Here is a 14335-nt window from a genome sequence, read left to right as displayed (position 1 = left end):
CGCTTCAAGCCAGCCACAGCAAGCGCCGGCGCGCAACGGGGCAGGGATGTCGAAGAGCAACAACGTCTACAAGGACGCTTACAATAGGGGTCTGCGGCTGCTCGATGAGACGCAGAGCCTGCCGTCAGAGCCGGAGCTGGGCACTTTGCTTGGCGTCAGCCGTACCACCGTGCGCACCATTCTGGCGCGCATGGAAGAGACCGGGCTGATCGCGTGGAACAAACGCAGCAAGACAGTGCTCAGGACGCCGAAGCCGGATGATTTCTTCCCCGAGGAGGAGACAGACACACTGGCCCAGATCATCGAGCGGTCGTTTATGCGCAGGTTGCTGGCCGGCGGTGCAGAGGCCGGCATGCAGATCAACGAGCTCGAACTGGCGCGCGAGATCGGCGTCGGCACCACCAGCGTGCGCGAGTTCCTGATCCGCTTCTCCCGCTTCGGCCTGATCGAGAAGCGGCGCAACAGCCACTGGGTGCTGAAAGGATTTACCCGTGCCTTTGCGCTCGAACTCACTGAAATCCGCGAAATGTTCGAGATACGCTCGGCGGCGGCCTTTGCCGCCTTGCCTGGGGATAGTCCGGTCTGGGCGGATCTCGACCGGCTGGAAGACGAGCACCGGCTTCTGGCCAGCGAAATCGCCATCCGCTTCAACGAATTCTCGGAGCTAGACGAGCGCTTCCACCGGCTGATCCACCGGGCGTCGCACAACCGCTTCATCGTCGATTTCTACGACGTCATCGCCATGATCTTTCACTACCACTACCAGTGGAACAAGGCGCAGGAGCGCGAGCGCAACGAAGTCGCGGTTGGCGAGCATCTCGCCTACATCGCGGCGCTGAAATCGCGCGATCTCGGCAAGGTCGACGCCGCCTGCCGCAAGCATCTGAAGTCGGCACGCCACACGCTGTTGACGTCGATCCCGGAAATCGGCGGCCGCCCGGCTTCCTGAGCGCGACGTCCGAAGGGACGTTATGCGCACAAGATCTCTGCCTCATGCGTTATCCCAAACCGCTGCGCACTTTTGTGCGACATGGATCGAACGCGCCGCGTTGCCGCAGCGATGATTTGGCGATTTTCCGCCGACATGCCGCGTGCTAGATATCCACGCGTTGCTGCGTGAAGAGGCAGGTCTTTGGATTTCCGGCGTAAGAGATGGAGCATGACGGCCGCCTTTGTCGCGGCCTGTGTGCTGCTGCTCCAGTCGACGCTCGGCGTGCTTGCTTTCGGCATTGCGCCGGATGCCTCGCAACTCGACGTTTTCGGCAACGTCATCTGCAGCCATGATGGGGCGGTCCAGCTTCCCGGCGGCGATCCGCACCAGCAGCACATGCCGGCATGCTGCATGCTCGGCTGCAGCATGGCCTCCGTCGCCTATGCGCCGCCAGCAGGCGTCGGCGTGGCGCCGGTGAGCCTGTCTTTTGAAACAGTCGCGTTTCTTCCGCCGGCAGTCAGGCATCCCGACGCTACGCGTGAGCGCTCTCCGGCCAATCCGCGCGCCCCGCCGCTTGCGGGCTGAAAAACCGCCGCTCGCTTGGCGTAACCCGCGCGGGCGATAATCATCCAATGATAAACTCGTTCGCAGCCGGACAAAGGCGCGACCTCATATTCATGGAGCCTACCCATGTCCCGTTTTCGTCATGCCGGCGCGTTGCGCCGCAGCACCCCTATCTTCACCACTATCGAGCAGCGTCTCGGCAGCGCCCTCTTTGCCTTTGCACTGTTGTTCGTCGGCGCCCATTCCGTCCTTGCGCATGAGTTCAAGGCCGGTGACATCGAGATCGAGCATCCCTGGTCCCGCGCCACTCCGGCCGGCGCCAAGGTTGCCGGCGGCTATTTCACCATCGTCAACAAGGGCAGCGCGCCAGACCGGCTGCTATCGATTTCCTCCGACATTTCGGGCAAGGCCGAACTGCATGAAATGGGGGTGAAGGATGGCGTCATGACCATGCGCCCGGTCAGTGGTGGCCTGGATATCCCGGCGGGCGGCAAGGTCACGCTGGGTCCCGGCGCCTACCACGTGATGTTCATGGATCTGAAGCAGCCCCCTAAAGAAGGCCAGATGTTTGCCGCTACGCTGACTTTCGAGAGGGCCGGAACCGTGACCGTCGAGTTTGCCGTGCAAGCCATAGGCAGCGCGCCACCCCTGGAAGACAACGACTGACCAATTATTGCCAATCAATTTTTTCGAGAGGGACCCATCATGAACAAGCATCATTTGCCGGCCGCTGCATTCCTCGTCCTGGGGACAAGTGCCGCCTTCGCCCATATCACGCTCGAAACACAGGAGGTTGCGGTCGGTTCGACCTACAAGGCCGTGCTGCGCGTGCCGCATGGCTGCGAAGGCAAGGCGACGATTGCCGTGCGCGTGCAGATCCCGGAAGGGGTGATCGGGGTGAAGCCGATGCCCAAGCCCGGCTGGACGCTGCAGGTCAAGAAAGGCAAGTACGAGAAATCCTACCAGCTCTATGGCGAGGCGGTGACCTCGGGGGTCAAGGAAGTCGACTGGAGCGGCGGCAGCCTGCCGGATGAATTTTATGACGAGTTCGTCTTCCGCGGCACGTTGGCCGCCGATCTGCCGGCCGGGCAAAAACTCTATTTTCCGGTGGTGCAGGAATGCGATGGCGCCACCACGCGTTGGATAGAGATTCCGGCGGCTGGTCAGGATGAGGATGCGCTGGAAGATCCGGCGCCCGGCCTCAACCTGCTGCCGAAGAAATGATGCATTGGCGGCGCGCTGCTTCGAAGCGGCGCGCCGCTGTTTTGGTGGATGGCATGAACGTGGCCTGTTTTCAGCGGATAGAACGGACAGCCGGCAGGTGCTTCGGCCTGCTGGCCGCGATCCTGCTGCTTGCCGTCCTTGCCACGCCAAACCAGGCCTTTGCCCATGCGGCGCTGATCAAGGCCGAGCCTGCCGACGGCGCGGTTCTGGAGCGAGCGCCGACGCAATTTTCGCTGACCTTCAGCGAGCCTGTGTCGCCGCTGGTGCTGACCTTGGTGCGGCCCGACGGTACGCCTGTCGCTTTGACCTCGTTTCGGTTGAGCGACCAAACGGTTGAGATCGACAATCCACAAAAGCTCGGGCCGGGCACCCATGTCTTGAGCTGGCGGGTGATTTCCGCCGATGGCCATCCGGTCGGCGGCTCGGTGCTGTTTTCCGTTGGCGCGCCAAGTGCGGCGCCGGCGGTGGGGGAAGCTGTCGATATAGATTTGCGGTCAGCGATCTGGACCGGCAAGGTTCTTCTCTACATCGGGCTTTTCCTCGGCATTGGCGGCGCCTTCGCGCTGACATGGCTGGCGCAAGGCCAGCGCTCAGGCCAGCGCTTCGTCATTGCCGCCATCCTGTGCGGGCTGGTCGCAGCACCCCTGTCGCTCGGGTTCCAGGGGCTGGACGCGCTGGGCGCGCCACTCGCCCGGCTGGCGCAACCGGTGGTCTGGCGGACGGCGCTTGGCACCAGCTTCGGCTGGACGGTGCTGATTTCGCTGGCGGCGCTCGGGCTTGGCCTGCTGTCGTTGGTCGGATCGCGTGCTGGCGCCAGGCCGTTGGCGCTCGCCGGGCTGGCCGGTGTGGGTGCAGCCCTTGCCGCCAGCGGCCATGCCAGTGCAGCCGAACCGCAATGGCTGACGCGGCCTATGGTGTTCCTGCATGGCGCCGGCATCGCTTTCTGGGCTGGAGCATTGCTGCCGCTCGGCCTGGCGTTGAGCAGCCAATCGGTGGAAGCCGGGGCGTTCCTGCGGCGGTTTTCGCGCGCGATCATGCCCGTGGTGGTAGTGCTTGCCGCCGCCGGTGTGGTGCTCGCCATCATCCAGGTGCAGACACCGGCGGCACTGGTCAACACCGCCTATGGCCGGCTGCTGCTGATCAAGCTGGCGCTGCTGGTGTTTCTGTTCACGCTGGCGGCGGTCAATCGATGGCGGCTCACCGCCTTGGCCGAGGCCGGAGCGACGGAAGTGCGGCGACGGCTTAGCCGCTCGATCTCAGTCGAAATGCTGATCGTGCTCCTGATCTTCGGCGTTGCCGCCGGCTGGCGCTTCACGCCGCCGCCACGGGCCCTGGCAATCGCCGCGGCACAACCGACGTCGACCCATATCCACACTATGAAGGCGATGGCCGACATCGACATCACGCCCGGCCATACCGGGGAGGTCACCGCCTCCATCGTCATCATGGATGGCGATTTCGGCCCGCTCGACGCCAAGGAAGTGACGCTGGTGCTGTCCAAGCCCGATTCGGGGATCGAGCCGATCAAGCGTCCGGCGACCAAGCCAGGCGACGGCACCTGGCGGGTCGATAATCTCGTCATTCCGATTCCAGGCCGCTGGACGGCGCGGCTCGATATTCTGGTTTCGGATTTCGAAGTGATAAAGATCGAAGCGCCGATCGATATCCGCGCCGAGTGATATTCAGCCCGCCCGCGAAGGACGCTCAGCCGAGTTCCTGGGCTAACCCGATGAGATGCCCTTCCGGCCCGCGGATGTAGCAGAGCCGATACACGTCCTCGTAACGGACGACTTCACCGACCAGCTGCGCGCCACGCTTGCGGAGCCTTTCAAGCGTGTCGTCGATGTCGTCCACGGTAAACATGACGCGCAGGTAGCCCAAGGCATTGACCGGGGCGTTGCGGTGATCGGCAACGACAGGCGGCGTGAGGAAGCGGGAGAGCTCGAGCCGGCTATGACCGTCCGGTGTGCGCATCATGGCAATCTCGACGTGCTGATCGCCGAGCCCGGTGACACGTCCGGCCCACTCGCCTTCGATCGTCGCCCGCCCTTCCAGTTCGAGGCCGAGCTCGCGAAAGAAAGCAACCGTCTCGTCGAGGTCCTCGACGACGATTCCGACATTGTCCATCCGTTTGACTGCCATATGTCCAACCTATCGCCATATGTTCGATCGGCAAGGCGTCGCCTAGTCACCAACTGACCCTTCCTGACTCGGTCTGACACAACGCAGACGCAACACAATTCGGCGAGGCGGTTGACGTGGCGCGAAAGGCCCGTCAATCATCTCGCCGAAAAGTGGGCATCCCGAAAAACGCGGCCTCAACAAAATCCGAAAGCAGGGAAGAAACGATGGAAAAAGCCGAAATAGGCCTGATCGGCCTTGGCACAATGGGCTCCAACCTCGCGCTCAACATTGCCGAGCACGGGCACCGCATCGCCGTCTTCAACCGCACCAAGGCGCGCACCGATGCCTTCCTCGAAGGCGCCGGTTTGCTCAGGGACATGGTGGTGCCCTGCTACAGCCTGGAGGAACTGGCAGCTGCGATCAAGCCGCCACGCCCGGTCATCATCATGGTGCTGGCCGGCAAGCCGGTCGACGAACAGATCGAAGCGCTGCGCGGCGTGTTGTCTGACCACGATATCGTCATCGATGCCGGCAACGCCAATTTCCGCGATACGATGCGGCGCTTTTCGGAACTGTCGGGCTCAGGTCTCACCTTCATCGGCATGGGCGTATCCGGCGGCGAGGAAGGCGCGCGCCATGGACCGTCGATCATGGTCGGCGGCACCGAAGACTCCTGGAAGCGCGTCGAACGCGTGCTGACCGCGATCTCGGCCAAGTTCAAGGATGAACCGTGCGCTGCCTGGCTTGGCACAGACGGCGCCGGGCATTTCGTGAAAACCATCCACAACGGCATCGAATATGCCGACATGCAGATGATCGCCGAGATCTACGGCATCCTGCGTGACGGTCTCGGCATGGGGCCGAAGGAGATCGGCAAGGTCTTCGAGGACTGGAACAAGGGCCGGCTCGATTCGTATCTGATCGAGATCACCGCCAAGGTGCTGGCCGCCGACGATGCAAAGACCGGCAAGCCGGTGGTCGACATCATCCTCGACCGTGCCGGCCAGAAGGGCACCGGCAAATGGTCTGTCATCGAGGCGCAGCAGCTCGGCATTCCGGCGACGGCCATCGAGGCGGCGGTGGCGGCCCGCGTGCTGTCCTCGATCAAGGATGAGCGGCAGGCGGCCGAAAAAGCCTATGGCAATATCGGCGTCACCAAGATCTCCGGCGACAAGGCGGCACTTCTGAAAGACCTGGAGCTGGCGCTGCTCGCCGGCAAGATCGCCGCCTATGCACAAGGTTTCGCGGTGATGAGCGCCGCCTCGAAGGAGTTCAACTGGAACTTGCCGATGCCGACCATCGCCAAGATCTGGCGTGCCGGCTGTATCATCCGCTCGCAGATGCTCGACACCATGGCGGAAGCCTTCGGCTCGGGCGGCGCGTCCACCAACCTTTTGATGGCGCCGGCTTTCACCACCATGATGCAGGAGGCGCATCCGTCGCTCCGGCGCATCGTCGCAAGAGCGTCGGAGGCCGGTTCGCCCGTGCCGGCGCTGGCGTCGGCGCTTGCCTATTTCGACAGCTACCGCCAGGGCCGCGGCACCTCGAACCTGATCCAGGCGCAGCGCGATTTCTTCGGCGCGCATGGTTTCGAGCGCATCGGCGAGCAGGGGGCTTTCCATGGCCCATGGGGCAGCGGCGCTGCCGGCTAGGGTCAGGTGAGGCGGCCTCTCAGGTCGTGCCAGTCAGCCCTGATACGCGACGACGTCGCCTGGCTTGACCACAGTCTGCAAAGAGCCAGGTGCCGCGCCGCCTATCCAGCCCAGCACGGCGCGGGCAAGCTCGGTGCCGGCGAGGCGGAAGTCTTCGTTGACGATCAGCAACTCCCGGCGGAACAGATGCAGCAGTTCCGACGATTGCTTGGACACGACATCGACGTCGCGGCCGAGTTTCAGGCCGGCATCCTCGATGCCGGCGACGATGGCCAGCGTTGCTGCGGCGGCGCTGCTGACGAAACCGTCCGGCCTGACGTCGCGGCGCATCAACTGCGCGGTCCGCGTCCTGATCTGATCGATCGACTGGTCGATCGAAACAGCGTTGAACGGCACTTCGCTGGCGTCGACCTCGCTCAGTGCGTCGGCAAAGCCATTGACCGTGTGGTCGTAATAGGTGAGCCCGACCGGCGGCGCTACCAGCGCCAGCCGGCGCCGGCCGACGCCGGCCAGATGGCGCACCGCTTCGGCGGCGAAGGCGTAATTGTCGAAGTCGTGATAGGGGTGGACAAGCCCCATGTCGGTGCGGCCATGCGTGGCAAAGGGTATGCCACGCTCCAGCATGTAGCGGGCGCGCGGATCGTTGGGCTGCGTGCGTGAGATGATGACGCCATCGGCCGAGCCGGACTCTACCAGATACTTTACCGGGTCCAGCGGATCCTGCGAGCGCGAGTAGGGCGTGACGATCAGGTGATAGGGTGTGTCGGCAATGACCTCCGAGACGCCGTAGATGATGTCCGAGACAAAGCTCATGATCTCGCGCTCGGTATTGAGCACGAGGCTGATAACATTGGTCTTGCCAGTCCGCAGGCGCACGCCGGCGCGGTTCGGCCGGTAGCCGATCTGCCTCGCGACGAGTTGAACCCGCCGCCTGGTCTCGGCGCCGATCTCGGGTGCATCCTTGAGCGCGCGCGAGACGGTGGTGACGCCGAGCCCGGTCATGAAGGCAAGCGTTTTCAGCGTCGGCCGCTCATGCGCCGACGCCTCGTCGTCCTTCTCCGTCTGGTCCCTGTCCATTCGTCCCGCCCCGTCAGGCGCATAGCAGCCGCCGGACCAGCCGACAATCGCTTCGATGACGATGTGGCACGGTTCTTCGCCGTCAGACCTCAATATACTGAAACGTTACAGATTTCCAACATCGCAGCGCGTGGGTCTCTCAAGCCATGGTTTTGGCAGGGTTTTGGCGGCCAGAAACGTTGCGCGAGAATCAGGTTCGAGACGGTTTTCTTGCGTTGCAGCATGATTTTGCAGCGCAGCACCCGGTTTTGCGCGGAGTTTGCCGGTTTGCTCGCAACGAATTTGTTCGCGCCTCGAAAAAACATTCGAGCGCGTTTATCTCAGGGGTTGCACGCACCGCATAATTGCCGTATCGAAAATCTGTAACGTTTCAGATTCTGGGAGGAACCGAAATGCGCTATAGACTTTTGACCGCTGCCCTTGCCGCGACGGCCGCGCTTCAGCTTGCCGGCCCGGCGGCCGCCACCGACCTGGAAGTCACCCATTGGTGGACGTCGGGCGGCGAGGCGGCGGCGGTTGCGGAATTCGCCAAGGCCTTCGACGCGACCGGCAATCACTGGGTCGACGGCGCCATTGCCGGATCCGGCGGCACGGCACGGCCGATCATGATCAGCCGCATCACCGGCGGCGATCCGATGGGCGCCACCCAGTTCAATCACGGCCGGCAGGCCGAAGAACTGGTGCAGGCCGGCCTGATGCGCGACCTCACCGATGTCGCCACCAAGGGCAAGTGGACGGAAATCGTGCGGCCGAAGAGCCTGCTCGACAGCTGCACCATCGACGGCAAGATCTATTGCGTGCCGGTCAATATCCACTCCTGGCAGTGGTTGTGGCTGTCGAACGAAGCCTTCGAGAAGGCCGGCGTGCCGCTGCCGAAGGACTGGAATGAATTCGTGGCGACAGCGCCCGCCCTGGAAAAGGCGGGCATCATCCCGCTCGCTGTCGGCGGACAGGCCTGGCAATCTTCCGGCGCCTTCGACGTGCTGCTGGCGGCGGTCGGCGGCACCGACGCGTTCCTTAAGGTCTACAAGGACAAGGATGCCAAGTTCGCCGCCGGGCCCGAGATCGCCAAGGTCTTCAAGGCCGCCGACGATGCCCGCAAGATGGCGAAGAACACCAATGTGCAGGACTGGAACCAGGCAACCAATCTCGTCATCACCGGCAAGGCCGGTGGCCAGATCATGGGTGACTGGGCGCAAGGCGAGTTCCAGGTTGCCGGCAAGGTCGCCGGCAAGGACTATGCCTGCTTGCCGGGCCTCGGTCTGAACGAAGTGATCGCCACCGGCGGCGACGCCTTCTATTTCCCGCTGCTCAAGGATGCCGACAAGTCCAAGGCGCAGGAGGTGTTGGCAGAGACGCTGCTCGACCCTAAGACTCAGGTCGCCTTCAATCTCAAGAAGGGCTCGCTGCCGGTGCGTGGCGACGTCGATCTCAATGCGGCGAACGACTGCATGAAGAAGGGTCTGGCCATCCTCGCCAAGGGCGCCGTCATCCCGTGGACGGACCAACTGCTTTCGCAGGATACCCAGAAGCAGAAGGAAGATCTCTTCGCCGAATTCTTCGCCAAGCCGGACCTGACCATCGAAGACGCGCAGAAGCGCTTCGCCGACCTCATCGCTTCGGCAGACTGACGTTGGAGGCAATACACCTCGCTCCCGGCCTTGCGAAAGCAGGGCCGGGATCGCACCGCCCTTACCCAGCCGGCTGACGAGATGAGCAAGAGCGAACGCCCCAACCCGCTGTTCCGCAACATCAATGCGAAGGTCGCCTCGATCCCGATGATCCTCACCGCGTCGGTGGTTTTCGTCGGCGGCACCGTCTGGACGGTGTTCTATTCCTTTACCAATTCGAAGCTGCTGCCACGGCTGAATTTCGCCGGGCTCGACCAGTATTACCGGCTGTGGGCGACGCCGCGCTGGCTGATCTCGATCGAGAACCTTTTGATCTACGGCGCGATCTCGCTGGTGTTCTCACTGGTCATCGGCTTCCTGCTTGCAGCGCTTCTCGACCAGAAGATCCGTTTCGAGGACACGTTCCGCACCATCTTCCTCTATCCGTTCGCGCTTTCCTTCATCGTCACCGGCCTGGTCTGGCAGTGGCTGCTCAATCCGGATTTCGGCATCCAGCATGTGGTGCGGGACCTCGGCTGGACGAGCTTCAACTTCGACCCGCTCTACAATTCCAGCATCGTCATCTACGGCATTTCGATTGCGGCGCTGTGGCAAGGCACCGGGCTCATCATGTGCCTGATGCTGGCCGGCCTGCGCGGCATCGACGAGGACATCTGGAAGGCAGCGCGGGTAGACGGGATCCCGATGTGGAAGACCTATCTGTTCATCGTCATCCCGATGATGCGGCCGGTTTTCATCACCACGCTGGTCATCATCGCGTCGGGCATCGTCAAGGTCTACGACCTCGTTGTCGCCCAGACCAGCGGCGGCCCCGGAATCGCCTCCGAAGTGCCGGCCAAATATGTCTATGACTACATGTTCTTCGCACAGAATCTTGGCCAGGGCTTTGCCGCCTCGACCATGATGCTGCTCTCGGTGGTGATCGTCGTCGTGCCGTGGGCCTACCTTGAATTTGGAGGCAGGAAGCGTGGCTGACCCGGCCGTCCCTTTGCCCGCCAGCGCGGGTGCCGCCGAGCGCGAAGCCTCCGGGCCGCGCGGGCCGAAGCCGCGGCATGTCTTCTCGCGCCGCAATATCTTCCTCTATGGCACGCTGATCGTGGTGGCGGTCTACTATCTGCTGCCGCTCTACGTGATGGTGGTCACCTCGCTTAAGGGCATGCCCGAGATACGGATGGGCAATATCTTCTCGCCGCCGCTCGAAATCACGTTCGAACCGTGGGTGAAGGCGTGGGCGACCGCCTGCACCGGCCTCAATTGCGACGGGCTTTCGCGCGGCTTCTGGAATTCGGTGCGCATCACTGTGCCGTCAGTGCTGCTGTCGATCGCGATCGCCTCGGTGAACGGCTATGCGCTGGCCAACTGGCGCTTCAAGGGCGCCGACACATTCTTCGTCATCCTGATCGTCGGCGCCTTCATCCCTTATCAGGTGATGATCTATCCGATCGTCATCATCCTGCGCGAGATCGGCCTCTACGGCAGCCTCAGCGGCCTGGTGATCGTCCATTCCATCTTCGGCATGCCGATCCTCACGCTTTTGTTCCGCAACTATTTTGCCTCGATGCCGGAAGAGCTGTTCAGGGCGGCACGGGTCGACGGCGCCGGCTTCTGGGGCATCTTCCTGCGGATCATGGCGCCGATGTCGCTGCCGATCTTCGTAGTCGCCATCATCCTGCAGGTGACCGGCATCTGGAACGACTTCCTGTTCGGCGTCGTCTACACCCGCCCCGACACCTATCCGATGACGGTGCAGCTCAACAACATCGTCAATTCGGTGCAAGGCGTGAAGGAGTACAACGTCAACATGGCCGCCACCATCCTGACCGGGCTCGTGCCGCTCATCGTCTACTTCATTTCCGGCAAGCTTTTCGTGCGCGGCATCGCCGCCGGTGCGGTGAAAGGGTGATGGCGATGATGGCAGCCAACGGCACCAGCGTTTCGATCCAGGACCTGTCCCTGAATTTCGGCTCTGTATCGGTGCTGCAGACCCTCAATCTCGAGGTCGCCGAGGGCGAGTTCATCGTGCTGCTCGGTCCTTCGGGCTGCGGCAAGTCGACCTTGCTCAACTGCATCGCCGGGCTGCTCGATATTTCCGAAGGCCGCATCTTCATCAAGGGCAAGAACGTCACCTGGGAAGAGCCCAAGGATCGCGGCATCGGCATGGTGTTCCAGTCCTATGCGCTCTATCCGCAAATGACGGTGGAGAAGAACCTGTCGTTCGGCCTGCGCGTTGCCGGCGTGCCTAGGGACGAGATCGCCAAGCGCATCGCCCGCGCCGCCGAGATCCTGCAGATCGAGCCGCTTTTGCAGCGCAAGCCCGCGGCCTTGTCCGGCGGCCAACGCCAGCGCGTGGCGATCGGGCGGGCGCTGGTGCGCGACGTCGATGTCTTCCTGTTCGACGAGCCACTATCCAATCTCGACGCCAAGCTGCGCTCGGAACTGCGCGTCGAAATCAAGCTTCTGCATCGCAAGCTGCAGAACACCATGATCTACGTCACCCACGACCAGATCGAGGCGATGACGCTGGCCGACCGTATCGCGGTCATGCGCGGCGGCGTCATCCAGCAGCTCGACGCGCCGCAGACGATCTACAACCGGCCGGTCAACCGTTTTGTCGCGGGCTTCCTCGGCTCGCCGGCGATGAATTTCCTCGAAGGGGAGCTGGAAGCCGGTGCTGCTCCGGCGTTCAGGACCGACGGTGTTTCGGTGCCGCTCGACCGCTATACCTTTGACGGCACGGAGCGCCCGGCCGGCGCTTGCGTGCTGGGCATCCGGCCTGAACACATCGCTTTCGGTGACGCTGCAAAGTCGATGCCGTTTTCCGCCGGCGGTTCGGTCGAGATCGTTGAGCCGATGGGTTCCGACACGCTGGTGTGGACCAAGCTTGCCGGCCGCAACTTCTCCTTCCGCGTCGAAGCGGAACGGACGCTGCGCAGCGGCGATCCGATCCAGTTCGGTTTCGATCCGGCGCGCGCCTCGCTGTTCGACGCTGCGACCGGCAATCGCCTGTGACCCTCTAGAATCATCCGCAAACCATCCTCCCAAGAACGACCGAAAACGATCCCCCGAAAACATCCCAAAGCCTTAACCACCCAAGAAACGGACAGAGACGATGAACTGGTCATTCCAACTCTACAGCGCCCGCAATTTCCAGCCGTGGGACGGCATCCTGAAAATGCTCGGCAAGCTCGGCTACAAGGAAGTCGAAGGTTTCGGCGGCGTCTATGACGACCCCACGGCGTTCCGCGCCGAACTCGACAAGAACGGGCTTTCGATGCCGACCGGACATTTCTCGATCGATGCGCTGGAGAATGATTTCGACGGCGTACGCAAAACAGCCGACGCACTCGGCATCACGCTCGTCATCTGTCCCTATCTGCTGGCCGAGCAGCGGCCGGCCGACGCTGCCGGCTGGCGCGGCTTTGGCGAGCGTCTGGCCAAGGTCGGCGAGACCGCAAAAAAAGCCGGCTACGGCTTTGCCTGGCACAACCATGATTTCGAGTTCAAGACACTCGCCGACGGCTCGGTGCCGCAGGATCACATCCTGTCGACTGCGCCCGACATCGGCTGGGAGATGGACGTCGCCTGGGTAGTCCGCGGCGGCGTTGATCCGCTTCCGTGGATCGAAAAGCACGGCAAGCGCATCAGCGCCGTCCATGTCAAGGACATGGCCAAGTCAGGCGAAGGCCTTGACGAGGACGGCTGGGCGGATGTCGGCCACGGCACCATCGACTGGGCCGGCCTGATCAAGACACTTCGGGCGAAGAGCGCGGCCAAATATTACGTCATGGAACAGGACAACCCCAACGATATCGAGCGCTTCGCCAGCCGCTCGCTCGCATCCGCCAAGGCTTACTAGGAACAATCATCATGGCAAAGAAACTGGGTATCGGCGTCATCGGCTGCGGCAACATCTCGAAAGCGTATTTCTCGCTGGCGCCGCTGTTTCGCGGCATTGAGATGCGCGCCTGCGCCGACATCAACATGGACGCGGCCAAGGCACGGGCGAAGGAGTTCAAGCTGCGCGCCGAGACCGTCGAAGAACTGCTCAAGGATGACGAGATCGACATCATCGTCAACCTCACCATCCCGGCGGTGCACTACGGGGTGTCGAAGCAGATCCTCGATGCCGGCAAGCACGTCTATTCGGAAAAGCCGTTCGTGCTGTCGGTCAAGGAAGGGCTCGACCTCAAGAGCCGGGCCGAGAAGAAAGGGCTGCGCATCGGTTCGGCTCCGGACACTTTCCTCGGCGGCGCGCACCAGCTGGTGCGCAACCTCATCGACACCGGCGCGCTCGGCAAGATCACCAGCGGCACCTGTCATGTGATGGGCCACGGCATGGAGCACTGGCACCCCAATCCCGATTTCTTCTTCCAGCCGGGCGCCGGGCCGGTGCTCGACATCGGGCCTTACTATATCACCAACCTGATCCAGCTGATCGGGCCGGTGAAGCAGGTGGCGGCCTTCGCGACGACGCCTGCCAAGGAACGCACGATCTCGTCGAAACCGCGCGCGGGCGAAAAAATCCCGGTCAACACGCCGACGACGATCCACGGCCTGCTGGAGTTCGAGAACGGCGCCGTGGTCACGCTCAACACCAGCTGGGACGTCTGGGCGCATGGTCATGCGCCGATGGAACTCTATGGCGAAACGGGCACGGTGTTTGTGCCGGATCCGAATTTCTTCGGTGGCGACGTGCGCATAACCGAGGCGGCAAAACCGGTGAAGAAACTGCCGAAATGGCAGCATCCGTTCGGCGTGCCCAACGAAATGCACGGCCAGGGCATGATGGCCAACTACCGCACCGCAGGCCTTGCCGACATGGCGCTGGCGATCGCCGAGGGCCGGCCGCATCGTTGCTCGATGGAGCTCGCGCTGCATGCCGTCGATGTCATGACCGGCCTGTTGCGGTCGGGCGAGACCGGCAAGTTCGTCGCCATGCAGACCAGCTGCGAGCGGCCGGCTGCACTCGGCGTCAAGGACGCAAAAGGACTGTTGGCGAAGCAGAAATGAGGTAGAAGGGTGTGGGGGGGGGGGCCCGCGCCCCCCACACAAAAAAAAAAACAGTACACAAAAAGATCTAAATAAAAAAACCGCCCCCCGCCCACCAGAACGGTGTCGGGTGTGTGGGTGGG

14 protein-coding genes are annotated in these 14335 nt (G+C 62.9%); 12 read left to right on the top strand and 2 right to left on the bottom strand.

Going from position 1 to position 14335, the window contains the following annotated elements; translation table 11 throughout:
* Positions 1 to 46 precede the first annotated feature (46 nt).
* From NKJ75_RS26815 to NKJ75_RS26795, 5 genes are all read left to right on the top strand, one after another.
* The gene (locus NKJ75_RS26815) at positions 47 to 949 is read left to right on the top strand and encodes a GntR family transcriptional regulator (RefSeq protein WP_023700141.1); all 903 of its coding nucleotides are present in this window, start codon (positions 47 to 49) and stop codon (positions 947 to 949) included.
* Between the two features lie 210 nt (positions 950 to 1159).
* A complete protein-coding gene (locus NKJ75_RS26810; protein WP_352500396.1) occupies positions 1160 to 1516 on the top strand; it encodes a DUF2946 family protein in 357 nt (118 codons plus the stop codon).
* A 105-nt stretch (positions 1517 to 1621) separates the two neighbouring features.
* Complete coding sequence (locus NKJ75_RS26805; RefSeq protein WP_352500395.1) at positions 1622 to 2161, top strand: copper chaperone PCu(A)C; 540 nt, start codon at positions 1622 to 1624, stop codon at positions 2159 to 2161.
* 39 nt (positions 2162 to 2200) lie between these two features.
* The gene (locus NKJ75_RS26800; RefSeq protein ID WP_023700138.1) at positions 2201 to 2719 is read left to right on the top strand and encodes a YcnI family copper-binding membrane protein; all 519 of its coding nucleotides are present in this window, start codon (positions 2201 to 2203) and stop codon (positions 2717 to 2719) included.
* Between the two features lie 53 nt (positions 2720 to 2772).
* Entirely contained in the window at positions 2773 to 4398 is a 1626-nt protein-coding gene (locus NKJ75_RS26795) for a copper resistance CopC/CopD family protein (RefSeq protein WP_352500394.1), read from the top strand.
* Positions 4399 to 4423: 25 nt separating this feature from the next.
* On the opposite strand, the gene NKJ75_RS26790 is transcribed toward NKJ75_RS26795, so the two are convergent.
* Complete coding sequence (locus tag NKJ75_RS26790; protein ID WP_023733615.1) at positions 4424 to 4861, bottom strand: VOC family protein; 438 nt, start codon at positions 4859 to 4861, stop codon at positions 4424 to 4426.
* 206 nt (positions 4862 to 5067) lie between these two features.
* Between NKJ75_RS26790 and gnd the strand changes: the two genes are divergently transcribed.
* Positions 5068 to 6495 carry an NADP-dependent phosphogluconate dehydrogenase gene (gene gnd, locus NKJ75_RS26785; RefSeq protein ID WP_023835025.1) on the top strand — a complete coding sequence of 476 codons (1428 nt, stop codon included), beginning with the start codon at positions 5068 to 5070 and terminating at the stop codon, positions 6493 to 6495.
* Positions 6496 to 6528: 33 nt separating this feature from the next.
* Here the strand turns inward: gnd and NKJ75_RS26780 are convergent, their stop codons facing one another.
* A complete protein-coding gene (locus tag NKJ75_RS26780; RefSeq protein ID WP_023692000.1) occupies positions 6529 to 7572 on the bottom strand; it encodes a LacI family transcriptional regulator in 1044 nt (347 codons plus the stop codon).
* Positions 7573 to 7964: 392 nt separating this feature from the next.
* On the opposite strand from NKJ75_RS26780, the gene NKJ75_RS26775 reads away from it, so the two are divergent.
* From NKJ75_RS26775 to NKJ75_RS26750, 6 genes are all read left to right on the top strand, one after another.
* Positions 7965 to 9203 (top strand): ABC transporter substrate-binding protein, encoded by a 1239-nt coding sequence (locus NKJ75_RS26775; protein ID WP_023835023.1) that lies wholly within the window; start codon positions 7965 to 7967, stop codon positions 9201 to 9203.
* Positions 9204 to 9284: 81 nt separating this feature from the next.
* Positions 9285 to 10178, top strand: coding sequence for a carbohydrate ABC transporter permease (locus NKJ75_RS26770; RefSeq protein WP_023683029.1), 894 nt, complete (start codon positions 9285 to 9287; stop codon positions 10176 to 10178).
* Positions 10171 to 11106 carry a carbohydrate ABC transporter permease gene (locus NKJ75_RS26765; protein WP_023669802.1) on the top strand — a complete coding sequence of 312 codons (936 nt, stop codon included), beginning with the start codon at positions 10171 to 10173 and terminating at the stop codon, positions 11104 to 11106. The genes NKJ75_RS26770 and NKJ75_RS26765 overlap by 8 nt, the downstream gene beginning before the upstream one ends.
* Before the next feature lie 5 nt (positions 11107 to 11111).
* Positions 11112 to 12212, top strand: a complete 1101-nt coding sequence (locus NKJ75_RS26760; protein ID WP_081726210.1) for an ABC transporter ATP-binding protein — start codon at positions 11112 to 11114, stop codon at positions 12210 to 12212.
* Positions 12213 to 12312: 100 nt separating this feature from the next.
* Positions 12313 to 13059, top strand: coding sequence for a sugar phosphate isomerase/epimerase family protein (locus tag NKJ75_RS26755; protein ID WP_023835021.1), 747 nt, complete (start codon positions 12313 to 12315; stop codon positions 13057 to 13059).
* A gap of 11 nt (positions 13060 to 13070) precedes the next feature.
* Complete coding sequence (locus tag NKJ75_RS26750; RefSeq protein WP_023700131.1) at positions 13071 to 14213, top strand: Gfo/Idh/MocA family protein; 1143 nt, start codon at positions 13071 to 13073, stop codon at positions 14211 to 14213.
* Positions 14214 to 14335 lie beyond the last annotated feature (122 nt).

The organism is Mesorhizobium sp. M0058 (assembly GCF_040323095.1).
GTDB lineage: Bacteria > Pseudomonadota > Alphaproteobacteria > Rhizobiales > Rhizobiaceae > Mesorhizobium.
This window is presented reverse-complemented; position numbering and strand designations above follow the sequence as displayed.

Bases quoted from the DNA above. Each gene is read 5' to 3' on its own strand.
- NKJ75_RS26810 (WP_352500396.1), top strand. From the start codon at position 1,160: ATGACGGCCGCCTTTGTCGCGGCCTGTGTGCTGCTGCTCCAGTCGACG.
- NKJ75_RS26800 (WP_023700138.1), top strand. From the start codon at position 2,201: ATGAACAAGCATCATTTGCCGGCCGCTGCATTCCTCGTCCTGGGGACA.
- NKJ75_RS26795 (WP_352500394.1), top strand. From the start codon at position 2,773: ATGAACGTGGCCTGTTTTCAGCGGATAGAACGGACAGCCGGCAGGTGC.
- NKJ75_RS26815 (WP_023700141.1), top strand. From the start codon at position 47: ATGTCGAAGAGCAACAACGTCTACAAGGACGCTTACAATAGGGGTCTG.
- NKJ75_RS26770 (WP_023683029.1), top strand. From the start codon at position 9,285: ATGAGCAAGAGCGAACGCCCCAACCCGCTGTTCCGCAACATCAATGCG.
- NKJ75_RS26750 (WP_023700131.1), top strand. From the start codon at position 13,071: ATGGCAAAGAAACTGGGTATCGGCGTCATCGGCTGCGGCAACATCTCG.
- NKJ75_RS26760 (WP_081726210.1), top strand. From the start codon at position 11,112: ATGATGGCAGCCAACGGCACCAGCGTTTCGATCCAGGACCTGTCCCTG.
- NKJ75_RS26790 (WP_023733615.1), bottom strand. From the start codon at position 4,861: ATGGCAGTCAAACGGATGGACAATGTCGGAATCGTCGTCGAGGACCTC.
- NKJ75_RS26780 (WP_023692000.1), bottom strand. From the start codon at position 7,572: ATGGACAGGGACCAGACGGAGAAGGACGACGAGGCGTCGGCGCATGAG.
- NKJ75_RS26805 (WP_352500395.1), top strand. From the start codon at position 1,622: ATGTCCCGTTTTCGTCATGCCGGCGCGTTGCGCCGCAGCACCCCTATC.
- gnd (WP_023835025.1), top strand. From the start codon at position 5,068: ATGGAAAAAGCCGAAATAGGCCTGATCGGCCTTGGCACAATGGGCTCC.
- NKJ75_RS26775 (WP_023835023.1), top strand. From the start codon at position 7,965: ATGCGCTATAGACTTTTGACCGCTGCCCTTGCCGCGACGGCCGCGCTT.
- NKJ75_RS26755 (WP_023835021.1), top strand. From the start codon at position 12,313: ATGAACTGGTCATTCCAACTCTACAGCGCCCGCAATTTCCAGCCGTGG.